This window comes from Granulicatella sp. HMSC30F09, from assembly GCF_001806915.1.
GTDB lineage: Bacteria > Bacillota > Bacilli > Lactobacillales > Aerococcaceae > Granulicatella > Granulicatella adiacens.
In genome coordinates this window covers 12417-35974 of record NZ_KV786428.1, presented here as the reverse complement: position 1 = coordinate 35974, position 23558 = coordinate 12417, and the positions used below count along the sequence as shown (strand labels likewise).

Sequence of the window (23558 nt, the reverse complement as noted above, 5' to 3'; positions counted from 1 at the left end):
ACATTTGAGCCCCGTTAAACTCAATGTGAAGAATACCAAGAAAGAAATTGGAGGAAACAATCGTGCGTACAACATACATGGCTAAAGCTAGCACTACAGAACGTAACTGGGTTGTTATCGACGCTACTGATGTGCCATTAGGACGTCTTTCAGCTGTTGCAGCAAGCATTTTACGTGGAAAAAACAAACCAACATTTACACCTAACGTTGATACAGGTGATTTCGTAATCATCATCAACGCTGACAAAGTTGCCTTAACAGGTAAAAAAGCAACTGATAAAGTTTACTATCACCACTCAAACCACCCTGGTGGATTGACTGCTCGTACAGCTGGTGAATTACGTGCTAATAACTCTCGTAAATTAGTTGAATTATCAATCAAAGGCATGTTACCTAAGAACTCATTAGGTCGTCGTCAATTTACTAAATTACATGTTTACGGTGGAGCTGAACATCCACATGCTGCACAACAACCAGTAGCAGTAGACATCCAATCACTAATCTAAGGAGGAAAAAGCATTGGCTCAAGCACAATACCGCGGCACTGGACGCCGTAAAAACTCAACTGCCCGTGTTATCTTAGTACCAGGGACAGGAAACATTACAATTAACAAAAAATCAATCGAAGAATATATCCCATTTGCTTACTTACACGAAGTAATCAAACAACCTTTAAACTTAACTGAAACTTTAGGTTCATACGACGTTTTAGTGAACGTTAACGGTGGTGGATTCACAGGTCAATCAGGAGCTATCCGTCACGGAATCGCTCGTGCATTATTAACAGTTGACCCTGACTTCCGTGGAGTGTTAAAAGCTGCTGGCTTATTAACACGTGACCCACGTATGAAAGAACGTAAAAAACCAGGTCTTAAGAAAGCTCGTAAAGCGAGTCAGTTCTCAAAACGTTAATTTTTTACAAGTATTTATTACAAACTCAAAGCACTCTGTATATACAGGGTGCTTTTTTTGTTGAGAACTGACGAACGCAATTCACATGGGTGTTGTTGCTTTAGCAACTTACAGCCATGGGTGCGACGGGCGGAGCCCTAGCCTCAAAACGTTAATCAACACGATTATATCAACGTTTACAGACATTCAAGAATTTTCTCTTGGATGTCTTTTTTTGTTCAAAAAACTAAAGTTCACCCCAAAATTCACCCCAAGTTCACCCTATTGCTTTTTGAGACTTCTAAAGGCTATTTCTCCTGCTGTTTGATTTACTGTTTCTGTAGTATTAACATAAGTCTTCGTTATTTGGATGTCACTATGAGTAAGTGCTTCTGAAATAGCATTTAATGATGTTCCAGCCCGTCTTGCCAAAGTTGCTCCAGTGTGTCTTAATTTGTGAGGAGATGCTGGAGGAAGTTCCGGATGTCTTCTTCGAATAGTATTCATTCGATGATTAAGATAATCAATATGAAGTGGAACGTTAATACCGTTTTTTCTATTGTTGTATGTGAAAACGAATTGCTTTTCATTCTGTCTGATTCCAAATAGCTTTAGTTGCTTTTTTTGTTCTATTTTCCATAAAAAAGATTGATGAAATTCTAAAAAATGACAATAAAAGATTGATTTTTTGACTATGGTTGCGATCTGGTGATTCTTCTTGACTAAGGAAGTCTCTGCGATGGCTATTTTTCTACAGTCTTTACAGCGGAAACGGCGTTTTCTCAATCGAATGAGAGTCTTGTAGCCAGCACAATCGAGGTAGGGGATTTTGGATTCTTTTTGAAAGGCATATTTAGTCATTTGTCCTTGAAGTTGTGACATTTAGAGGGAGGATAATCGAGCTTAGCAATGACTTCTTTATGCGTTCCAGCATCAAGATAAACTAAGATAATAATGTTTTTGTCATTAATTCCAAGTATGTTTGTGATAAAATTTAATTGTTCCATAAGATTCTTTCTAATGAGGGTTTGGTCACTTTTTCATTATAGGTATTATGAGGCTTTTTTCTACAACAAAATAGACTCCATAATTCCTACAGTGGTTTTACCCACTACAGAAATTATAGAGCCTGAAACCAACGTTTCTGGGCTTTTTTCTTGCTTAAACTATTCTTCTGGCTGAATTTTGTCTGATTGAAAAAAGATTAGAAAATATCTTTTGATTTAATACTTGTATTCTCTTTTTTAATGTGATATAATTATAACGTAGATGTGAGATATTTATAACAAATGCTACAGTCACCAATCTTTTCTTACAAGAAAATCTGCCATTAGGCACAAGCCTAAAAATTTTACTGTTCAATGTGAACTATTTCTAACAAAGGAGGAATACATCATGTTTAAATCACAAAAAATAGGGCTCATCATTTCGACACTAATGACTAATCTTTTCGTTATTAGCTACGTTTTTCTAGCTACAAACCTCAGTCTTTTGGCTAAAATATTGATTAGCCTTACACCAATTATCGGTAGTGCCATTGGATTTTCTGCCTTCTACTTTAAAGACAGGAAAGAAGAATAAGATGAAACACATCAAAAAATGGTTAATTTGGACTTGGTTACCTGTTATGCTACTACTGTGGCTATTAACTCCGCCAAGTAATTCCCCCTGGGTAAAACACACTGTTTTTCTAGTCACGATTACCATGCAAGGACTTATTTTCTGGCTTGTTTCCAAGGCACAATCTCAAGAAGACGAGGAAAAGTATTTTGGACTGACAGAGAAGTTGTATGGTATGACCTTATTTTCCGCTATGGCCATTTACACTAAAGGTATCTGGATAATCACACCAGCTACTAGTCCTATCTGGCTGAAATACCTTTTTCTAGGTTCTGGCTTGTTTGTCCTCATTCTTTGCTTTCTCTATTTTGCATTAAAAAAAGTTGATGAACAAGCAGACGAGCGTTTCTATATGAACTTGGCAAAGGCAGCCTGCACAACCCTGGTACTGATAGTTCTATCTCTGATAGTGTTGAGCATAGTAACATTTTTCCTTCCCTTCACCCTAAGAACAGGCATGGTTTTGATTTTTACTGCATCCATGATTGTGTTTTTTGACCTGTTTTTCCTCATATTTGAAAAGAGGGGTTAGATATGGGAAAAATTCTAACAAACTTAAAAGCCATCCGAGAAGACTCCCGCATGACCCAGCAAGAATTGGCGGATAAGATTGGTGTACGACGGGAAACTATTCTCCACTTGGAGAATAATCGATATAACCCTTCGCTTGAAATGGCGCTTAAAATCGCACGTGTCTTTGGCATGTCCGTTGAAGATATTTTCCGCTTAAATGAGGAGGTCTAGTCATGAAAAAACAAATTTGTACCCACTGTGGTGCTGACCAATTTGTCGTAAAAAAACAACTGAAAGGTTATGCAGGATTAGTCAGTGAAGAGGCTAAATTCGTTTCAGGAGGTATTGCCCTCTATCATGAAATTTGTCAAAATTGTGGTACTGTTCATAGAAGTTTTGTGAAGGATGTTGAAAAATTATAAGCGATTCTAATTGTGGTTTTAAATATGCTAAAAAGGCCTAGAAAATCGGCTCTTTGTCAACTGTAGTGGGTTGATAAAAAGTTACAACCTGGAGAGGACCAAATTGGTTCTCTCCTTTTTGATATTCAAAGCAATGAGAATTCTCGTTTTAAAATTTTCAAAGTTCCGGAAGCCAAAAGCATTTCGCTTAATGACTTTGATGAGGATATTTGTGGCCTCAAGTTTTGCGTTTGAGTAGGGAAGTACAAGTGCATTAATGATCTTATCCTGATCTCTCAAAAAGGTCCTAAAAATGGTCTGGAAGATTGGATTGACAGAAGAAATAGTTTCCTTGATTAATTCAAAGAAATAATCAGCGTGCTTCTCTTGAAAATGAAACAGTAAGAGTTGATAGAGTTCATAGTGATCTCTAAGATCTTGAGAGTAAGAGAGAAGTTTTTCGAGAATCTCTTTATTGGTTAAATGCGACTGAAATGTTGGACGATAAAATCGTTTACTGCTCAGCGTATAGTTATCCTGTTGAATGAGTTTCCAGTAACGTTTCAGTGCTTTATATTCGTGCGATCTTCTATCAAACTGATTCATAATTTGGATGCGTACGCGATTCATTGCTCGACTGAGATGCTGGATAATATGAAAGCGATCGAGAACGATTTTAGCATTTGGAAAAAATTTTCTAGCAATATCGTAGTAGGAACTAAACATGTCTATGGTAATGACTTTCACGCGACTTCTTACCTGTCTAGAATACCGAAGGAAATGATTGCGAATAGTTGCTTGAGTCCGTCCATCTAAGATAGCTAGGATCTTTCTTGTATCGTAGTCCTGTGCAATAAAGCTCATCTTTCCTTTCTTGAAGCTATATTCATCCCAACTCAAGTGTTCTGGAAGGTGAACTGCACCCCAAAAGTTAGATTTTTTGTGTCTAACTTTTGGGGTGCAGTTCAATATTTGAGATGGGGGACTAGTCTATTTAATGGTGTTAATTGGTGTCAATTTTATCCAAATTGTATGATATTTATCTTAATTAGCATTGCTAATTTGTATGATTAGTTTCTTTTTCTCGAAACTTTTAGGAAAGAGTACATGCCTGGGGTTTGATGAGTTCAGAAATTTATAAAACAACTTAAAGTGTCATCAATAATAGTATTTTAAGTATAAAAGAGCTTATTAGAAAATTGTTCTCGTAGATTCATTACAACATATGCGTATACGATTGTAATTTATATAAAAATGTTTTGTAGACAATTCATTTCAGTAGTACAATATTAGTAAGAAGGAGGTTGTACTATGACTGCACATGATATTTTAAACAATCCTTTCCTTAATAAGGGAACTGCCTTTACCTTAGAGGAGCGAAAGGAACTAGGCCTTATTGGTTTACTGCCACCTTATATTCAAACGATTGAAGAACAAGCGGCGCAAACTTATGCACAAATGCAAACAAAAGCCAATGATTTGGAAAAACGTCTTTTCTTAATGGAAATTTTTAATACCAACCGGACTCTTTTCTATTACCTTTTTTCTCAACATTTAGAAGAATTCAATCCAATTGTATATGACCCAACCATTGCAGATACGATTGAAGGCTATAGTGATCTCTTTGTAGATCCACAATATGCGGGATATCTTGATATTAATCATCCTGAAAATATTGAAGCCACTTTGAAAAATGCTGCCGGGAGTCGCGAGATTCGACTCATTGTTGTAACAGATGCAGAAGGAATCCTTGGAATTGGAGACTGGGGAACAAATGGTGTCGATATTTCTGTTGGGAAATTGATGGTCTATACGGGTGCTGCTGGAATCGATCCTTCGATGGTCCTTCCTTTAGTCATTGATGCAGGGACTAACCGTGAAGAACTTCGTAACAATCCTAATTACTTAGGAAATCGTCACGAACGGGTCCGCGGAGATCGTTACTACGACTTCATTGACCAATTCGTTCAAACAGCAGAACGTCTCTTTCCTAAACTCTACCTTCACTGGGAAGACTTCGGTCGCTTGAATGCTGCGAATATTCTTGAAAAGTACCGGAAACAAATTCCGACCTTTAATGATGATATTCAAGGTACAGGAATTGTTACCTTGGGTGGAATCTTTGGTTCGCTGGATATTAGTGGTGAAAAATTAACAGATCAAGTTTATCTCTGCTATGGTGGTGGTACTGCGGGTGCAGGAATTGCCTCTCGTGTTCTTCGTGAAATGGTGAGTGAAGGTCTCTCCGAAGAAGAAGCTTATAAACGTTTCTTTATGGTTGATAAACAAGGTCTTCTCTTTGATGACATGGATGACTTGACACCAGAGCAAAAACCATTTGCTAAGAAACGTGCTGACTTTAGTAACGCAGACAAGTTGACTGACCTGCTTGAAGTAGTGAAGACTGTGAAGCCAACCATTCTTGTAGGAACCTCAACTCAACCGAATACCTTCACTAAAGAAATAGTAGAAGCTATGTGCGAAAACACAGAACGTCCAATGATCTTCCCCTTGTCAAATCCAACCAAATTGGCAGAAGCTAGTGCCAAAGATTTGATTGAATGGTCAGATGGAAAAGCATTTGTCGCAACAGGAATTCCTGCTGATACGGTTTCTTATAAAGGTGTAGACTATGTGATTGGTCAAGCAAATAATGCCTTGATTTACCCAGGTCTTGGTCTAGGTATGTTGGCTTCTGAAGCAAGTCTTTTGACGGATGAAATGATTGGAGCAGCGGCTCATTCATTGAGTGGTATTGTCAATCCAGGCCAACCAGGAGCTCCTGTCTTGCCACCATTCAAGTATGTAGCAGATGTTTCTATTAAAGTAGCTGAAGCAGTCGCTAAAAAAGCACAAGAGCAAGGTCTTGCGCGTGCTAAGGAAACAGATATGGCCAAAGCAGTTCGTGATTTGAAGTGGTATCCAGAGTATAAATAATTCATTTCTGCTGTCTACCGATAGAGCAGAAAAAACCAGCAACTTTTTTTATGAAGTTGCTGGTTTTGTTTATATCATTTTTATAAAGAAGTAATAAAAGTTAAACCGCCTAATATCACACCAGCTGCATTGGGAATGATAAGGATCCAGTCTTTTTTAGGTTCTTTTGTCCAACCATAGATTACCCAAATTAAACAAGAAGCCGCTGCGAATAGTGGTTGGAATGGTTGAGCTTTTGCTCCTTGTAAGTTAGCGATAATTTGTGGAATATATGCAATAAAGACAAGGACACCAACAAAAGCTCCAATAGATCCGACAAAGCGATTAATTTTTTGTTTAGACATACAATCCCTCCTGAGGTTTTATTATATCAGTAAGGAAAAGATACAGCCAATATTAAGATAAGAAGGAAGAGGATAGAATTGAAAGTTTTGCGTTAAGAAATTTCCCTATTTTAGATACATCTATTCTTATTTTATTGAAATCGAAATCAGAAGAAACTCTTCTGACGGTTGCTATTAAGTGATTTTAAGCTGTCCTAAAAACAAGACTGTTCAAACCAGGTCTTAAGAAACCTCGTAAAGCTAGTCAATTCACATGGGTGTTGTTGCTTTAGCAACTTACAGCCATGGGTGCGACGGGCGGGAGCCCTAGCCTCAAAATGTTAATATCGTTCTATTGCGAAGACGTATTCAAAGCATCCCATAGTTGAAGTATTTTTTCTTATAATCATATTCAAAAACACTATTCTAGAAAGGTACTTTAGAATTCGATTTTAATGATTATTATTTTTTATATATCGTCTATACGATTTTATTTTACAAAAAAAAATTAGTTTATATAGCATAGTATTTGATAAATCAAAATAGAACCATTATAATGTTATGGAATAAATTATGATTATATTTTGATAATCTATATCATTTTGGAGGATGTATGAAATTGAAACAAACTTACGGTTATCGTAAAAGTAAAATTTGTAAATCACTGTGTGGTGCAGTTCTAGGAGTAGTAGCAACAATCTCTGTAGCAGGACAAAATGTCTTTGCTGACGAAGCAACAACTGTGAGTGGAGTAGATACTTCTACTGCGACGGGAAATCCCGCAACGAATCTACCAGAGGCTCAAGCAAATCCTAGTAATGAAGCTATTGAAAGTCAAGCACAGGCTGGTCAAACAACGGGTTCAGTCCCAGTAAAAGTACCAACAACAGATGTTGATCAAGCTGTTGAAAATGCTAAAAATGCCGGTGTTAAAGTTGAAAAAGATGAGACTGTTGACAAAGGAACAGTAAAAACGGCTGAAGAAGCTAATCAAAAAGAGACAGAAATCAAAGACGATTATGCAAAGCAAGCAGAAGAAATCAAGAAAGTAACTGAACAATACAAGGCTGACGTAGCTTCTAATCAAAAAGAGACTGATCGTATCAATGCGGAAAATAAGGCAACATAAGATCAGTATGAAAAAGATATGGCTGCACACAAGGCTGAGGTCGAACGTATTACCAATGCTAATGCAGCTGCCAAAGCGGAGTATGATGCAAAATTAGCACAATATCAAAAAGATTTAGCTGATGTCCAAAAAGCGAATACGGATGCTCAAGCTTCCTATGAGGCTGCAAAAGAAGCCTATGATAAAGAGTTAGCGGCTATTCAAAAAGCAAATGCCGACAATGATGCGGACTACCAAGCTAAATTAGATGCTTATAATGCTGAATTGGCACGTGTGAAAAAGGAAAATGCAGATGCTAAAGCTGCTTACGAGAAAGCTCTTGCTGAAATTACCGCTAAAAATAATGAAATCAAAGCTGAGAACGAAGCAATCAAACAGCGCAACGCACAAGCTAAGGCTGACTATGCAGCTAAGTTACTTAAGTATCAGTCAGCTCTTGCTAAATATCAAAAAGATTTAGCAGATTATCCAAGAAAATTGCAAGAGTATAAAGACGAACAAGCTGCCATCAAGGCTGCTCTTGCAGAACTTCAAAATCATAAAAACGAAGATGGTAACTTGACAGAGCCGTCTGCTCAAAATTTAGTTTATGATTCAGAGCCAAATGCCCAGTTATCATTGACAACTAATGGAAAAATGCTGAAAGCTTCTGCAGTTGATGAGGCCTTCAGTCATGATACAGCTCAATATTCTAAAAAAGTTCTTCAGCCTGATAATCTTAATGTTAGTTACCTTCAACAAGCCGATGACGTGGCTTCATCCATGGAACTTTACGGCAATTTCGGGGATAAGGCTGGCTGGACAACTACTGTCGGCAATAGCACAGAGGTAAAATTTGCATCTGTCCTCTTGGAACGCGGTCAAAGCGTGACAGCAACCTATACAAATCTTGAAAAATCTTACTATAATGGTAAAAAGATTTCTAAGGTCGTCTTCAAGTATACACTTGATTCCGACTCAAAATTCAAAAATGTGGACAAGGCTTGGTTAGGTATCTTTACCGATCCAACTCTAGGTGTCTTTGCCTCTGCTTATAATGGTGTAGCTGAAAAGGACACATCCATTTTTATTAAAAATGAATTCACCTTCTATGATGAAGATGGCAATCCGATTGATTTTGACAATGCGCTTCTATCTGTTGCTTCCCTCAACCGAGAACATAACTCCATTGAGATGGCTAAGGACTATACTGGAACCTTCGTTAAGATTTCAGGTTCTTCTATTGGAGAAAAAGAGGGCAAAATTTACGCAACTGATACCCTCAATTTTAGGAAAGATCAGGGTGGTGCCCGCTGGACTATGTATAAGCGAGGCGGCGAAGACGGATCAGGTTGGGACAGTTCTGATGCACCTAACTCTTGGTACGGAGCTAGCGCCATCCGTATGTCTGGTACAAACAATAGCGTAACAGTAGGGGCTATCTCTGCTACTCTAGTAATGCCTGTAAATCAAATGCCAGTTGTTTCTGGAAAAGATAATACGGAAGCTAAAAGACCAAACATTTGGTATTCACTAAACGGTAAGATTCGTGCGGTCAATGTGCCTAGGGTTACCAAGGAAAAACCAGAACCACCAGTAGAGCCAACAGCTCCAGTAGAACCAACTTATGAAGTAGAAAGTCCGTTGAAACCAACTCCGGTTGAACCAACGTATAAGGCTGATCCAAAGCCACCTACTAAGACGCCAAATAAGCCAGAGCCAACGCCACCGACGCCACCGACGCCGCAATCGGAGCCTAAAAAACCAGTTGAGCCAACTTATAAAGAGGTTCCAACGCCACCAGCTGACCCTGTTTATCAAAATCTTCCAACGCCACCAGCTGTGCCAACTGTTCATTTCCATTACTTTAAATTGGCGGTTCAACCCCAAGTAAATAAGGAAATCAGAAATAAGGATGATATTGATATCGATAAAACCTTAGTGGCTAAGCAATCTGTTGTGAAATTTCAATTGAAAACAAATGATTTACCAGCTGGTCGTGATGAGACAACTTCCTTTGTCTTAGTTGATCCGCTACCATCTGGTTACCAATTTGATATGGAGGCGACTAAAGATGCCAGTCCGGGATTTGATGTCACTTATGTTGAAGCCAGTCATACGGTAATTTTCAAAGCGACAGCTGAAACCTTGGATAAGTTCAATGCTGACTTAACCAAGTCTGTGGCCACGATTTACCCAACAGTAGTAGGGACGGTTCTTAATGATGGAGCAACCTATACAAATAACTTTACATTGACTATTAATGAAGCTTACGGTATCAAGTCTAATATTGTTCGTGTCACCACACCAGGTAAACCGAATGATCCTGATAATCCAAACAACAATTATATTAAACCACACAAGGTTAACAAGAATGAAAATGGTGTTGTGATTGATAATAAGAATGTTCTTGCAGGATCAATGAACTACTATAACTTGACTTGGGATTTAGATCAGTACAAGGGAGACAAGTCTTCCGCTGAAACTATCGCAAAAGGGTTCTTCTATGTGGATGATTATCCAGAAGAAGCACTGGACGCGAATCTAGATTTGGTTAAAATTAAGGATGCCAATGGTAGAGAAGTCACTGGGATTACAGCCAAAAACGTTAAGGATATCTCAGAATTAGATCCTCATATTCAAGATATGTTGAAAAAAGCTGGTATCAAACCAAAGGGTGCCTTCCAATTATTCTTAGCAGATAATCCACAATCCTTCTATGATACTTATGTGTCTAAGGGCATTGACTTGACCATCATTAGCCCAATGAAGGTTAAGGATGAGATGGGCAAGATTGGTGGAAAATATGAAAATAAAGTCTACCAAATTGATTTTGGTAACGGTTATGAGTCTAATGTGGTTGTCAATAATGTGCCTAAGGTAGATCCTAAGAAGGATGTCACTTTTACTTTGGATTCTACTGACAACAGCAGTGTGGATGGTCAAACCATTGGGTTGAAAAAGATTTTCAATTATCGTTTAGTTGGTGGTCTCATTCCAGACAACCACTCAAATGAACTCTTTGAGTACAACTTCTATGATGATTATGATCAAACAGGAGATCAATACACTGGTCAATATAAGGTCTTTGCTAAAGTTGATTTTGCTCTTAAAGACGGAAAAGTCATCAAGGCGGGTACCGAACTGACTCAATACACAACTTCAGAAGTTGATGAGGTTAAGGGAGCTATTGCCATTAAGTTCAATGAAGACTTCTTGCGTTCTGTTTCAATTGATTCAGCCTTTCAAGCTGAAAGCTATATCCAAATGAACCGTATTGCGGTTGGCACTTTTGAAAATACTTATATCAATACTGTCAATGGAGTAACTTACACTTCAAATACGGTTAAGACAACAACTCCTAAAGATCCGACTCCAACTAATGTTAAGGAACAGCCAAAAGCTAACGGTTCTCAACCAAGTTCTAGTCAAGAAACTCTCCCAAATACAGGAGTTACAGACAATGCCTATATGCCATTAGTCGGCCTTATCAGCGCAATGACAAGTTTTGGCTTACTTAGATGGAAACCTAAAAACAATGATAGTAAAAAGAAAAGTAAATAGCACAAAAAGTGTACTAACTCTCAAAAGTTAGACGATTGATTTGGCTCTTTGTCAAATAGTGTTGATGAAGAATATTAGGAAGGAATTAAGCAACTAATTGTTGCTTAATTCCTTTTTGTTTTTGGGAAAAAAGCTTTGTTATTAAAATAATCCTGTTTCTAAAATGGTAATAGTTTCTAAAGCTGTAGACATTTCTTTTGAGTACTTCGCGGTTTATAGGGTGTTTAATCATTCTTGTACGAATTACTTATTTAACAGCGCGTATTTTGGTATAATGCGGATGTTAACTTTACTAGTCGAGGAGTATTTATGTCTTATATTAGCACGATTAAAATCGCACTGATTTTATTTCCTATTTTAGCGTTTGTGATTACCATTCCGTACATGATTGTGAACTACCGGAAGTACGGTTCGGTGAATAAACTACGCACCGTTATTTTCTATTCGTTTATTTTATATTTATTGGCGGCATACTCATTAGTGAACTTGCCACTGCCTGACCCTGCGACCATTCATACGACGTACACAGACAAGTTAAATCTCGTTCCGTTTTCGTTCGTTAAGGACTTTCTTACGGACAGCCCATTTGTACTGACGGATCCTTCGACATGGATTGATTCGATGAAATATCCATCGTTCTACATCCCAGCATTCAATGTGTTAATGCTTGTACCATTTGGGATTTACATGCGTTATTATTTCAAATGTAGCCTTAAGAAGACGATTCTACTATCGGCGCTACTTAGCTTATTCTTTGAGTTAACGCAATTATCTGGATTGTACTTCATTTATCCTGGCCCTTATCGTCTATGCGACATCGATGATATTATTCAAAATACGACGGGTGGCGCACTCGGGTACTTCATTGGCCAGCTTGCGGTTTGGGTTCTTCCTTCAAGAGACGCGATTGATGAGAAATCTTTTGAGAAGGCTACTCAGGTATCGAGCACCCGCGTTATGTTATCGCTTCTAATTGATGCAGCGATTATCTATGTTCCGTATAGCTTTTTAAATACAACGATTCCAGTTTCAGTCTTTCTTGCATTGTATTTTGCTTTAGTGCCACTCTTTAATGGAAAAACACTCGGAAATGCCTTGCTCAAATTCGGAGTGGAGTTTAAAGACAACAAAGCTATTCGGGCAGTGCTCAGAGGTATCCTCATCACCGCGTACTTCAACTGGATTCCGCTAGGATTACTCACACTCATGGATGTCTTTAACTTTGAAGCAGAAACACCAGAATTCCTCGTATTATTTGCAGGAACCTTACTCGTATTCGTATTGTACTTCTTAATCATCCTTATCGTGACGCTCTTCAATCGTCGTTTCTTATTCGACCGATTAACAGGGGCAGAGTACCAAAGCACAATTGATAGAAAAGCATAATCGTTTTTCTAAAATGAAATTAACATTTTTAGCATCCCATTTATTGGGGTGCTTTTTTTGTGTAGAGAATTGAGGTCAGTTGACACGGCCGTTGGAGCAACGTGACTTACGGATGTGGCTGCGACGGGCGAAGCCCTAGCCAGGGGGTGTTGGTGCTTTAGCAACTTACAGCCATGGGTGCGAAGGGCGAAGGCCTAGCAAGGGGATGTTGCTACTTTAGTAGCTTACAGCCCAGGCTTCGCTGGTTGAAGCCCTAGCCTCAAAATGTTAATATCATTTTTTCGATATTATTTTAAATCGAATTAATACTCGTCGCTACTTAATAGTAATGATTTGCTTTTTATGTAGATAAAGATTATACTTAACCTATCCACAAGTGAAAGTGAGGAATTAATATGGAAAATTTAGTAGTATCTATTTTCAAAACAGAAAGTGAAGCTTATCAGGCATTTGCTGAGTTGAAAACATTCAAGCAAACTGAGAAAACAAAAGTCGCTCAAATTGCTGTTATCAAAAATGAAGGCGGTCATATTACTGATAAAGATCGTTTTGATTTTGAAGATTCTGCAAATGATGGTGCTTTAAAAGGCGGCCTAATCGGTGCGTTTGTCGGACTGCTAGCGGGACCATTAGGTGTATTATTTGGTTACGGAATTGGAAGTCTATACGGATTAGCCGGAGGCGATACTGTTGAAGCTGTCCAAGAAGGTTTAATCGACCAAGTTTCTCAAAAATTAGTTAGTGGTGAAACTGCTCTTGTTGCTTTAGTTCAAGAAGATGATGAGCAAGTATTAAATGCTTATTTTAATAAATACGACACACAAATTTTACGTTGGAATGTTGAATCAGTAGTAGAAGAAATTGAAGCTGCTGCAAAAGTTCAAGCTGATCTTTATAATAAGGCTCGCGCTCAAATGAAAGCAGAACGTAAAGAGGCTCGTAAAGAAAAAATCGAAGAATTCAAAAATAATATTAAAGCTAAATTCGAAAATTTAAAATTATAATTAAATTTGATCTCAGCACTCTGTATTTACAGGGTGCTTTTTTGTTGTAGAAATGGAGAGCATAGAAAAAGGAATTAAGTAAACATTGTACTTAATTCCTTTGTAAATAAATCTATTCAGTTTACGATTAAAACATATTTCTTACTATAAAGAGGTTAGGAAAGTAAGTCCGCCCAAAATGACTCCAGCTGCATTAGGGAAAATAAGTATCCAGTCTTTTTTTGGTTCTTTAGTCCAACCGTAAATAACCCAGATTAGACAAGAAACGGCAGCAAAAAGCGGCTGGAAAGGTTGACCTTTACTTCCTTGTAGGTTTGCGATAATTTGTGGAATATAAGCAATAAATACAAGGAAACCGATAAAAGCTCCAATAGATCCAACAAAACGGTTAATCTTTTGTTTTGACATATGTTTCCTCCAAAAAAGTTAATACGGATATACTAACACATATTCTTTATTTTATAAACATATATTGATTTTAAGAGTCATTTTTAAAGATTTCTTAATCAGTAAAGAATAGTTTAAATTACAGACGGATTGGATAGAAAAGCGAGAATAAAATGTGGATATGGTATAATGAAGTCATAAGTATTTCATTAGAGGAAGTGGCCAGATGAAAATTATTGTCGATCGCAATTCGGTTTGTGCCGGAGATGATATATACAATCATGAGATGACATTCGAGGTGCCAGAAAGCCTTACCGTAGCCGAATTCTTTGACTTGGTGGAGAGTCACGGCTTCTTAGCATCAATTATAGGAAATGATGTAGCGTGGGGGCTTCGAAATCGCACGGGTAAAATCGGGGAGTATTTTACAAAAACAGGAGAAGTCACTCATCCAGAAGTGAGCATTAAAGATAAAATGGACGAAGCGGGCGGAAATCCTCATTTCTTTGTTCGCTATTATAGCAATCCAGAGTTAGTAAAAAAACAAGACTAGGAGAACTAACATGATTCGAGAAGTGTTTCGATGCTGTATCTCCAAACGGACGCGAATTCCGCTTCGAATTTGTGTTTAGTAATGATAATCATTTGAAAGTTTATCATTTATACGAAACCGTCAACGGACGTAGGAAAAAGACATTCATGGATGTTATCGGGTCCTTAATCGACTCATTGTAAAAGAAATAGGAGGAAAAGAAATGGAACCAACAGCACTTAAATGGGTCTTCTACCGCGAAGTGGATGTCCAACGCGATATCGAAGAAATTCTTGTGACAGGGGAAGTCGCTGACCGCGCCTTCAAAACCGTACGAGATGTGGCAGTATTCACCAACAAACGCCTGATTGTTAAAGATGTTCAAGGGTTAACTGGAACAAAAGTAGAGATGTATTCCTTACCGTATAGCGCAGTGAATATGTGGTCGACAGAAAATGCAGGAATCCTCGATTACACTGCAGAAGTGGAACTATGGACCAGAGCAGGCCATATTAAGATTGAATTGAAACGTGGTATTGATATTCGCGAATTCGAACGGTTACTAGCAGAGTATATTCTCTAAAACACATAGGTTGTCTGTTGTTTGTGGGACAGATTCCTTTAGTGGTAAGCTCAATGCATTGCTTTTCAATGAGGACAATGCTAGAATGAGTCATGTAATTAAATATTGAAGATCTTGGGAGTCTCGTTAGGGAGGCTGAGAGTGTGATATACAGACCAATATTATCTGATCAACTTCATGGTTGCGTAGAGAGTATCTTACAAAGTCGACAGTACCATTGTGTACATATCTATACAGGTGAACCCCCCTTTCAGGATTGAAAAGATCTGAAGGGGTTTTTTATGTCTCAACATGTTTCGTACGGGAATTGCCGTGTGGGAGTTCCAGGCTCACATTTAGCAATTAGCGGCGCGAGGTTTAATTTGGCACCGATGTCAGATGATTTCATCGACATTATTTTGGGGGCCATCAGGCAAGTGGATTTGTCCAATGTATGGGCAAAGACGGATCATACTTCTACCATCTATCGTGGGGGAAGTGTAGAAGTTTTCGATGCGTTAAAAGCTTGTTTTATTAGTAGTTATCGTCCGGGAGTTCACTGCTCGCTGGAAGCCACTCTTTCAAAAGGGTGCCCTGGGGATGTAGATGAGGATACACCTTTATCATTCGATGGGAGTCGAATCAATGAAGATCGTTCTCAAGCGACTCATTTTCCTGTCATTGGGAAATTCGCAGTATATCTGATGGGGTCTGATAATTATATGAAAACCATCGAGAAAGTGGTGAATCTAGGGATTGATCAAGGAACGATTACTGGAACAGGGCATTATGTCACTTTTCTAGGAGGGGACGTTCACGAGGTGTTTGATTATTTGGAACAAGTTTTTAAGATTTTAGAGCAAGATGTGAGTCATTTTGTGATTCAAGTGACATTATTATGCAATGTACCAGGGGGAGAAATTGATGAATAAAAATAAATTAGAACTAAAGGATTACTTATTTATTAGCTTAATTTGTGTATTGTTTGGGGTGTTTTATTTACTGGCAGTTTATGCAGGAGGCGCGCTTTCTGCCACACTAGCACCAATGGGACTGGGGATGCTAGGATATGAGCCATTTTACGGAATCTGGTTTATGGCTCCCGTATTCACGCTTTACTTTATTCGAAAACCAGGGATTGGTATTATTACAGAAATTATTGCAGCCGTAATTGAAGTGTTGCTTGGGAACATGTTCGGTATTATCGTTGTGGTGAGTGCCTTTATCCAAGGTCTAGGAGTAGAAATTGCCTTCATGACGAAGAAATACGGCGATATTACTTATGGAACCACAATGCTAGGTGCTGTTATTACAACCATTTTTACGTTCCTTTGGACAGGCTTCCGTAGCAATTATTTAGCATTAGATTGGAAGTTGGTAGCCGCTATTTTTGTGATTCGTTTAGTTTCTGCCTTAATCTTTACAGGATACTTAAGTAAACTACTATGCGACCAAATGGTAAAAACAGGAGTGGTCAAAGTTCGTGGCTAATCCTGAAGTGGTTCTCCAATTGAAAAATGCGACTTTAAGCGTTCAAAATCGAGTGCTGTTCTCCAATCTGTCCATGCAAATCCATTCGGGAGAAATTGTATTAATCATTGGAAGAAGTGGAGTTGGGAAAAGCAGCCTTATGAATGTGATTAATGGAGTCTATCCAAATGGGGACACAGATGTTCAATGTGAAGGATTAGAAATTTTAGGACATTCTCTTCTAACGTTAAATCACTTGGAGAGAACGAAGTATGTCCGCTCTATTTTTCAAAATGCAAGACTGTCGTTTGCAATGGAGACACCGTATGAAGAAATGATTTTCGTACTAGAAAATTTTTGTTTCCCCATTGAAACAATCGAACAGAATGTAGTAGAGCAAGCAAAAAAATACAAGGTTGAAGACTTATTACACCGAAAGTTTGCAAGTCTCTCAGGGGGAGAACTTCAAAAAGTGGCCTTTGCTTGTGCCAGCTTAGTAGATGCGCCTCTGTATCTAATGGATGAGCCATTTGCAAATATCGATGAAGAAAGCATTCCGTACTTTATCGAGCAAATTAAACGGTTAAGTAATGAAGGAAAAGCGATATGTATTATCGACCACCGATTGGACTTTTGGGAGTGGGTCAATCGGTGGTATCTCTTAGAAGACAGTGGAGAATTGAAACGAATCGAACTTCCTTTAAAGGAGAAAGATAAGCTTCTCCTAGAAGAGAGTGGGAATTTATGTTCATTACCGTTCAACGGTAAGAAAAAGATTGAAAATGCAAAGCCATTGTTGAAAGTGGAAGATGTTTCGGTTTTTGTAGAAAAAGACAAGCCACTTCTTAAGCATATTCATCTTGAGCTTCATGAAGGCGAGATGATGGCTCTTGTGGGACCTAGTGGGAGTGGGAAAACAAGTTTTTTCAAAGCTCTCTTAAAGCAAGTCCCTTACACGGGAACTATTGAATTGAAAGGACATTCTTTAGTAAAGGTGAAGAAGAAGGATTTATTTCAAAAAGTCGGGCTTGTTTTTCAAGATCCCACCCTTCAATTTGTGGCTGCGAAAGTTTTAGAAGAACTGAAAGTCACTTTTCCAGGCGAAGAAGAAAGTCGCCTCGAATCGCTTTTAGAAGAATACTCCTTACAGCAAACAAAGGAATTATCTCCTTGGCTTCTGAGTCAAGGGCAACAGCGCAGGCTCGCTTTTTTAACGATGACTGGAGAGGGGAAAGTTCTACTATTAGTGGATGAACCGACTTACGGACAAGACATGAAAAATGCGATGGCTATTATGAATGCATTGCAGCAATTATGTCAAGAGGGAGTAGCTTGTCTATTTACTAGTCATGACCGTAGATTAGTCCGTCAATATGCGCAGAAGGTGATGTGCATTCGTCATCAGACTATGGAGGTAGAGACGAATGAAGATGAGAATTAATCCAAGTGTGCAATTAGGAGTTTCGTTTTTACTATCTATGGTTATCCTTTTTACAAAATCATGGAAACTGAATGGAGCGATGATGCTAGCATCCATCGTGATAATAGTGTTGTTCAGACAACAACCTTGGGGACGCGTTGTAAAACTCGGACTGGGGTTACTGATGATTACCTTGACGTATTTTCTGTCAGTCTATTTTTATCCAAATGAGAATCTATTGGTTCAAACGGGATCACGTGGTGTTTTTGCTGTAGCTTTGGAATTAAGTAGTCGGATTCTTGCGCTTGGTCTTGTAGGAATTAGTCTATCAACTTCTATTGAGAAAAATGAATTCGTAGCCAGTCTCATCCAGCAATTGAAAGTGCCAGTGGCGATTGCTTATAGCATACTGGTAGCCATCAATTTTCTGACACTGATTCAAACAGAATATGAGCAGTCAAAATTAGCATTGCAAATCAGAGGGATTTCTGGGAGTGGAGTTTACTTAAAAGCCCTCACGACTATGATGATTCGTCTGATGCGACAATCCGAGTATACTGCCATGGCGATGGAACTGCGTGGATTTTCCGTAAATAGAGTGCAAAAAATTCAACTGGAAATTTCCATTTTAGATTTAATTTACAGTAGTTTGATGGTATCCTTTATCGTTATCGTCATATGGCTGCAACAATAAAACCAAAGAGTCACAATTGTGGCTCTTTTTCTATTTGTAGAAGAAGATTGACCCTCCAAAATGTAAGCGCTATAATTAAAGTGTACAAATCTATGTACGAAAATAAATCAAACGGAGGAAGCTTGCTTCATCTGTTGGAAAAGGGGTATGACAATGAGAAACACAAAAGTTCGTGCAATCCAATATGGTTGCGGTAAAATGGCCAAGGTCCTTTTCAAGTATATGGTGGATCATGGTGTGGAAATTGTTGGTGCAATCGATAATAATCCAGAAGTTGTTGGACTCGATGTCGGTGATTTTGCAGAATTAGGGTTTAAAACAGGAGTTGTGATTTCAGATAATGCAGAAGAAGTGTTCAATAGTTGTGATGCAGATATTGCTATTGTGACCATTCTATCCTATATGCCAGAGATGTATCCATTCTTTGAAACAGCAGCACGTCATGGGGTGAATGTGATTACGACTTGCGAAGAAGCCATTTATCCTTGGAATACCTCTCCATCTGAAACGAATCGTTTAGACCGTTTGGCAAAAGAAAATGGAGTCACCATTACTGGTTCAGGAATGCAAGATATTTATTGGATTAATATGCCTTGTCTTGCGATGGCAGGAGTGAACCGTATCGATAAAATTAAAGGAGTCGTGAGCTACAATGTCGAAGACTATGGATTAGCCTTAGCAGAAGCTCATGGAGCAGGATATACAAAAGAACGCTTTGATGAAGAAATTGCGACTGCAGAAAGTTTCCCATCTTACATGTGGAATGCAGCCGAAGCCATCTGTTCGAAGATGAACTGGACGATTAAAGACATCAGTCAAAAGAGTGTTCCATATGTTTTAGACGAAGATGTGTATTCAGAAACACTCGGTCGAACCATTCCTGCTGGGGAAGTGACGGGAATGTCTGCAGTGACAACGCTCCATACGCATCAAGGAGTAGAAATCGAAGTGGAATGTATCGGTAAAGTTTACCGAGAAGACGACGGAGATATGTGTGATTGGGAAATCACTGGAGAGCCAAACTTAGTGTTCTCTGTTCAAAAACCAGACACGGTCGCACATACTTGTGCAACGATTGTAAACCGCATTCCAACAATCTTAGATGCTTCTCCTGGATTTGTAACGAGCGAAAAATTAAGAGAAGCTGCTTATCCAACGTATCCATTGCATACGTATGTAGAAAATCCATTTTTTGAGTATTAAGAAAAAATATTCTGTTGAATCATAAAAGAGTCCCTACATTAGTAGGGACTCTTTCACTTTAGAATTCAGTCTTATTTATTGAAGTTGTTTTTAATTCCTTCAACTGCACCTTCAACGCTTTCTTTAACGTTATCAATGACTTCTTTCGCTTTTCCTAAACCTTTTTCAACAGCACCTTCTGATTCAAGGCTTTTATCGCCTGTAACTTTACCCGCTAATTCTTTAGCAGCACCTGTTGCTTGTTGTAATTTATCTTCTAATGACATATGAAGACCCCCTTTACTGTTTGACTCATTATAGCATCAAAAAAAGGATTCTCCTAAGTTTCTGCTTGAGAAAGTATTCATAAGCAGATGTTTAAAAGACTAAGGAAGTGTCATGTTAAAATAATTCTAAAGAACTCAAGGAGGAATGATAATGTCAGAATATCAATTACCACGCGTTTGGAGCGCAGCCGATAGCAACCAAGGGAAGTTCTCAGGAATTAACCGTCCAACAGCAGGAGCTCGTTTTGAACAAACGTTACCTGTTGGAGAAACAGACTTACAAGTGTATTCTCTTGGGACACCCAATGGAGCTAAAGTAACGATTCTGTTAGAAGAGCTATTGGAAGCGGGGGTTGAACAAGCAGCCTACGACTTGTTTAAGATTTCAATTATGGATGGAGATCAATTCGGAAGCGACTTTGTAGCCATCAACCCGAACTCGAAGATTCCAGCACTCTTAGACCATTCAGGGGATGAACCGATTCGTGTCTTTGAGTCAGCGAATATCTTGCTTTATTTAGCAGAAAAATTCGGAAAATTCATTCCACAAGATACCGCAAAACGCACAGAAGTCTTAAACTGGCTCTTCTGGCAAACAGGAGCAGCTCCATTTTTAGGAGGCGGATTTGGACATTTCTTCAATTACGCTCCAGAAAAAATTGAGTATGCGATTAACCGTTTCACAATGGAAACCAAACGCCAATTAGATTTGCTTGATCAAGAGTTAGCCAAACGCCCATATATCGCAGGAGGCGAATACACAATTGCTGATATCGCTATCTGGTCATGGTATGGTCAACTCGTTCAAGACAGACTCTATAAAAATTCTGCAGAGTTCCTTGACGCTCAAAGTTACAAACATCTTAACGAATGGGCAGACAGAATTGCCAAACGTCCAGCAGTGAAAAAGGGCTTGGAAGTGGAGTATAAAGAAATTAAGTAATGATACTTTCAAACGATATAAAAATAAAAAACAAAGAAGGGTTAGAATGATTGAATATAAAAATATAGCCTTGCGATATGATGAGAAACTCGTTTTAAAAGACGTGAATCTCACCATTAACGACGGCGAATTTATGGTGTTAGTGGGGCCATCCGGTTCAGGGAAGACAACGATGTTAAAGATGATTAACCAATTGATTGAACCAACTGATGGAAATATTTATTTAAATGAAAAACGAATCAAAGAACATGACCAGCGAAAATTACGCTTAGAGACAGGCTATGTCCTTCAACAAATCGCGTTGTTCCCGAACTTAACGGTGGCGGAAAACATCGCGCTCATTCCTGAGATGAAAGGGTGGAAGAAGGAGCAAATCGCAGCCAAAACGAAAGAACTGCTTGAGAAGGTAGGCCTTCCTTTTGACGACTATGCCAAACGCCTTCCAAGCGAACTATCCGGTGGGGAACAACAACGTGTGGGGATTATCCGAGCGATGATTGCTGAACCGATGACACTGCTCATGGATGAACCTTTCTCAGCACTCGATGCGATTTCTCGTAAGCAACTACAAGAACTGACAAAATTATTGCATCGTGAGTTTAAGATGACGACCATTTTTGTCACACATGATACCGATGAAGCGCTGAAACTAGCTGATCGTATTGCTGTCTTAAAAGACGGAGAAATCCAGCAAGTCGCATCACCTTCTGAAATTCTCGCAAGTCCTGCAACCGCATTTGTAGCGGAACTTTTTAAAGGAGGTGTTCGTCATGAATAATTTGATTACGACGTTTCAAGACCGTTTTAGCGATTGGACGGTAGCACTAGGGCAACATTTACAACTTTCCTTATTAGCGCTACTGATTTCGATTCTAATTGCTGTTCCTTTGGCGGTTCTATTAAGCTCTCGTAAGCGTGCAGCTGGCTTTGTTCTTCAAGTGGCTGGGATTTTCCAAACGATTCCGTCCCTAGCACTATTAGGGCTCTTCATTCCATTTATGGGGATTGGAACGGTTCCGGCGCTTACAACCCTTGTGATTTACGCCTTATTCCCAATCTTGCAAAATACGATTACAGGACTACAAGGAATTGATCCAAGTCTGGAAGAAGCCGCAGTGGCCTTTGGGATGACGAAATGGGAACGATTGAAGAAGTTTGAAATTCCGATTGCAATGCCTGTCATCATGTCTGGGATTCGAACATCTGCCGTCTTTATTATTGGGACAGCGACACTTGCTGCTTTAATTGGGGCTGGGGGACTCGGGTCGTTTATTCTTCTAGGAATTGACCGTAATAACGCTAGTCTCATTATCATTGGTGCAGTCTCTTCAGCTGTCTTGGCGATTGCGTTTAGTACCTTATTAAAATGGATGGAGCATGCTAAATTAAAAACAATTTTCGCAACCTTTGTCCTTCTATTTGCAGGACTAGGGGCTTCATTTGTATCAGGAATGATGCCTTCGATGGGACAACAAACCCTTATCATTGCTGGGAAATTAGGACCTGAACCAGAGATTTTAGCCAATATGTATAAACTATTAATTGAAGAAAACACAAAGCTGAAAGTGGAAGTAAAACCAAACTTCGGGAAGACAACATTTCTGTATGAAGCATTAAAATCAGGGGATATTGATATTTACCCAGAATTTACAGGAACTGTTACAGAAAGCTTGTTGAAACCTGCCCCAAGCATCTCTCATGACCCACAAGAAGTCTTTGAAGCAGCAAGGGATGGAATTCTAAAACAAGATGGCTTAGCCTTTCTAAAACCGATGGCATATCAAAATACGTATGCCGTTGCCGTTACTAGAGCGGTCGCTGAAAAGTATGGATTAAAAACGATCTCCGACTTGAAGAAAGTGGAAGGACAATTGAAAGCGGGCTTCACGCTCGAATTTAATGACCGAGAAGACGGAAATCGCGGTCTTCAAAGTAAATATGGACTAAATCTCAATGTCGCAACCATGGAGCCAAGCCTTCGATACCAAGCGATTCAATCAGGAGACATCCAAATTACGGATGCGTACTCAACGGACGCTGAAATTACGCGTTATGATTTAGTCGTATTAGAAGACGACAAACAATTATTCCCACCTTACCAAGGTGCACCTCTCATGAAGGAAGCTTTATTAAAACAACATCCTGAATTAGAAAGTGTGTTGAATGTATTGGCAGGAAAAATTACTGAAAGTCAAATGAGTCAAATGAACTATGAGGTTGGAGTAGAAGGGAAGTCTGCTGAAACGGTTGCCCGTGAGTTCCTTCAAAGCCAAGGCTATATTAAGTAGGAAACACAATCAATGTAGGACTTCACTTTAAGAACAGGGCAGATAA

Annotated in this window: 22 protein-coding genes, 3 pseudogenes and 1 riboswitch; of the genes and pseudogenes, 20 read left to right on the top strand and 5 right to left on the bottom strand. The window is 38.8% G+C overall.

Annotation, left to right across the window (positions count from 1 at the left end; genetic code table 11):
- Positions 1 to 62 precede the first annotated feature (62 nt).
- Positions 63 to 506, top strand: a complete 444-nt coding sequence (rplM, locus tag HMPREF3103_RS06365) for a 50S ribosomal protein L13 (protein WP_039848825.1) — start codon at positions 63 to 65, stop codon at positions 504 to 506.
- Positions 507 to 519: 13 nt separating this feature from the next.
- Positions 520 to 912 carry a 30S ribosomal protein S9 gene (gene rpsI, locus HMPREF3103_RS06360; protein ID WP_005605904.1) on the top strand — a complete coding sequence of 131 codons (393 nt, stop codon included), beginning with the start codon at positions 520 to 522 and terminating at the stop codon, positions 910 to 912.
- Positions 913 to 1173: 261 nt separating this feature from the next.
- Here the strand turns inward: rpsI and HMPREF3103_RS09735 are convergent.
- Positions 1174 to 1898 (bottom strand): annotated as a pseudogene (locus HMPREF3103_RS09735) (tyrosine-type recombinase/integrase).
- A gap of 388 nt (positions 1899 to 2286) precedes the next feature.
- On the opposite strand from HMPREF3103_RS09735, the gene HMPREF3103_RS06350 reads away from it, so the two are divergent.
- Genes HMPREF3103_RS06350 through HMPREF3103_RS06335 form a run of 4 tightly spaced genes read left to right on the top strand, consistent with a single transcriptional unit; the run spans position 2287 to position 3446 of the window.
- Positions 2287 to 2472 (top strand): hypothetical protein, encoded by a 186-nt coding sequence (locus HMPREF3103_RS06350; protein ID WP_039848823.1) that lies wholly within the window; start codon positions 2287 to 2289, stop codon positions 2470 to 2472.
- A gap of 1 nt (position 2473) precedes the next feature.
- Positions 2474 to 3043, top strand: coding sequence for a hypothetical protein (locus tag HMPREF3103_RS06345; protein WP_070438394.1), 570 nt, complete (start codon positions 2474 to 2476; stop codon positions 3041 to 3043).
- Between the two features lie 2 nt (positions 3044 to 3045).
- Entirely contained in the window at positions 3046 to 3255 is a 210-nt protein-coding gene (locus HMPREF3103_RS06340; RefSeq protein ID WP_005605896.1) for a helix-turn-helix transcriptional regulator, read from the top strand.
- Positions 3256 to 3257: 2 nt separating this feature from the next.
- Positions 3258 to 3446: a hypothetical protein gene (locus tag HMPREF3103_RS06335; RefSeq protein WP_005605894.1), complete on the top strand. Its 189-nt coding sequence runs from the start codon at positions 3258 to 3260 to the stop codon at positions 3444 to 3446.
- Between the two features lie 81 nt (positions 3447 to 3527).
- On the opposite strand, the pseudogene HMPREF3103_RS06330 reads toward HMPREF3103_RS06335, so the two are convergent.
- Positions 3528 to 4340, bottom strand: a pseudogene (locus HMPREF3103_RS06330) (ISL3 family transposase); the annotation flags it as partial.
- A 396-nt stretch (positions 4341 to 4736) separates the two neighbouring features.
- Between HMPREF3103_RS06330 and HMPREF3103_RS06325 the strand changes: the two are divergent.
- Positions 4737 to 6362, top strand: a complete 1626-nt coding sequence (locus HMPREF3103_RS06325; RefSeq protein WP_005605890.1) for a malolactic enzyme — start codon at positions 4737 to 4739, stop codon at positions 6360 to 6362.
- Between the two features lie 80 nt (positions 6363 to 6442).
- On the opposite strand, the gene HMPREF3103_RS06320 is transcribed toward HMPREF3103_RS06325, so the two are convergent.
- The gene (locus HMPREF3103_RS06320) at positions 6443 to 6706 is read right to left on the bottom strand and encodes a SemiSWEET family transporter (protein WP_005605887.1); all 264 of its coding nucleotides are present in this window, start codon (positions 6704 to 6706) and stop codon (positions 6443 to 6445) included.
- A 592-nt stretch (positions 6707 to 7298) separates the two neighbouring features.
- Between HMPREF3103_RS06320 and HMPREF3103_RS06315 the strand changes: the two are divergent.
- The 3 genes and pseudogenes from HMPREF3103_RS06315 (at position 7299) to HMPREF3103_RS06305 (ending at position 13747) form a co-directional block, all read left to right on the top strand.
- Positions 7299 to 11357, top strand: a pseudogene (locus tag HMPREF3103_RS06315) (GbpC/Spa domain-containing protein).
- Between the two features lie 309 nt (positions 11358 to 11666).
- Positions 11667 to 12743: a VanZ family protein gene (locus HMPREF3103_RS06310; RefSeq protein WP_049554377.1), complete on the top strand. Its 1077-nt coding sequence runs from the start codon at positions 11667 to 11669 to the stop codon at positions 12741 to 12743.
- 395 nt (positions 12744 to 13138) lie between these two features.
- Positions 13139 to 13747 (top strand): DUF1269 domain-containing protein, encoded by a 609-nt coding sequence (locus tag HMPREF3103_RS06305; RefSeq protein ID WP_048713928.1) that lies wholly within the window; start codon positions 13139 to 13141, stop codon positions 13745 to 13747.
- Positions 13748 to 13891: 144 nt separating this feature from the next.
- Here the strand turns inward: HMPREF3103_RS06305 and HMPREF3103_RS06300 are convergent, their stop codons facing one another.
- Entirely contained in the window at positions 13892 to 14155 is a 264-nt protein-coding gene (locus HMPREF3103_RS06300) for a SemiSWEET family transporter (protein ID WP_048709611.1), read from the bottom strand.
- A gap of 205 nt (positions 14156 to 14360) precedes the next feature.
- Between HMPREF3103_RS06300 and HMPREF3103_RS06295 the strand changes: the two genes are divergently transcribed.
- From HMPREF3103_RS06295 to HMPREF3103_RS06265, 7 genes are all read left to right on the top strand, one after another.
- Positions 14361 to 14687 (top strand): hypothetical protein, encoded by a 327-nt coding sequence (locus HMPREF3103_RS06295; protein ID WP_070438391.1) that lies wholly within the window; start codon positions 14361 to 14363, stop codon positions 14685 to 14687.
- Positions 14688 to 14889: 202 nt separating this feature from the next.
- Complete coding sequence (locus HMPREF3103_RS06290; protein WP_070438388.1) at positions 14890 to 15249, top strand: PH domain-containing protein; 360 nt, start codon at positions 14890 to 14892, stop codon at positions 15247 to 15249.
- Between the two features lie 104 nt (positions 15250 to 15353).
- Positions 15354 to 15459, top strand: a riboswitch (TPP riboswitch).
- Positions 15460 to 15530: 71 nt separating this feature from the next.
- A complete protein-coding gene (locus HMPREF3103_RS06285) occupies positions 15531 to 16160 on the top strand; it encodes a YkoF family thiamine/hydroxymethylpyrimidine-binding protein (RefSeq protein ID WP_070438386.1) in 630 nt (209 codons plus the stop codon).
- Positions 16153 to 16719, top strand: coding sequence for an ECF transporter S component (locus HMPREF3103_RS06280; protein ID WP_070438383.1), 567 nt, complete (start codon positions 16153 to 16155; stop codon positions 16717 to 16719). Before HMPREF3103_RS06285 ends, HMPREF3103_RS06280 begins: the two co-directional genes overlap by 8 nt.
- Positions 16712 to 18139: an ABC transporter ATP-binding protein gene (locus HMPREF3103_RS06275; RefSeq protein WP_070438380.1), complete on the top strand. Its 1428-nt coding sequence runs from the start codon at positions 16712 to 16714 to the stop codon at positions 18137 to 18139. The genes HMPREF3103_RS06280 and HMPREF3103_RS06275 overlap by 8 nt, the downstream gene beginning before the upstream one ends.
- Complete coding sequence (locus HMPREF3103_RS06270) at positions 18123 to 18812, top strand: energy-coupling factor transporter transmembrane component T family protein (RefSeq protein ID WP_070438377.1); 690 nt, start codon at positions 18123 to 18125, stop codon at positions 18810 to 18812. Before HMPREF3103_RS06275 ends, HMPREF3103_RS06270 begins: the two co-directional genes overlap by 17 nt.
- Positions 18813 to 18965: 153 nt before the next feature.
- Positions 18966 to 20015 carry an NAD(P)H-dependent amine dehydrogenase family protein gene (locus HMPREF3103_RS06265; protein WP_070438374.1) on the top strand — a complete coding sequence of 350 codons (1050 nt, stop codon included), beginning with the start codon at positions 18966 to 18968 and terminating at the stop codon, positions 20013 to 20015.
- A gap of 71 nt (positions 20016 to 20086) precedes the next feature.
- Here the strand turns inward: HMPREF3103_RS06265 and HMPREF3103_RS06260 are convergent, their stop codons facing one another.
- Entirely contained in the window at positions 20087 to 20281 is a 195-nt protein-coding gene (locus HMPREF3103_RS06260) for a CsbD family protein (protein ID WP_005605849.1), read from the bottom strand.
- A gap of 151 nt (positions 20282 to 20432) precedes the next feature.
- Here HMPREF3103_RS06260 and yghU point away from each other — a divergent pair, with 151 nt between their 5' ends.
- From yghU to HMPREF3103_RS06245, 3 genes are read left to right on the top strand one after another with little or no spacing between them, the layout of a single operon-like run.
- Positions 20433 to 21224, top strand: a complete 792-nt coding sequence (yghU, locus tag HMPREF3103_RS06255; RefSeq protein ID WP_070438371.1) for a glutathione-dependent disulfide-bond oxidoreductase — start codon at positions 20433 to 20435, stop codon at positions 21222 to 21224.
- A 46-nt stretch (positions 21225 to 21270) separates the two neighbouring features.
- A complete protein-coding gene (locus tag HMPREF3103_RS06250; protein WP_070438368.1) occupies positions 21271 to 22002 on the top strand; it encodes an ATP-binding cassette domain-containing protein in 732 nt (243 codons plus the stop codon).
- Positions 21995 to 23512, top strand: coding sequence for an ABC transporter permease/substrate-binding protein (locus tag HMPREF3103_RS06245; RefSeq protein ID WP_070438366.1), 1518 nt, complete (start codon positions 21995 to 21997; stop codon positions 23510 to 23512). The genes HMPREF3103_RS06250 and HMPREF3103_RS06245 overlap by 8 nt, the downstream gene beginning before the upstream one ends.
- Positions 23513 to 23558: the final 46 nt, after the last annotated feature.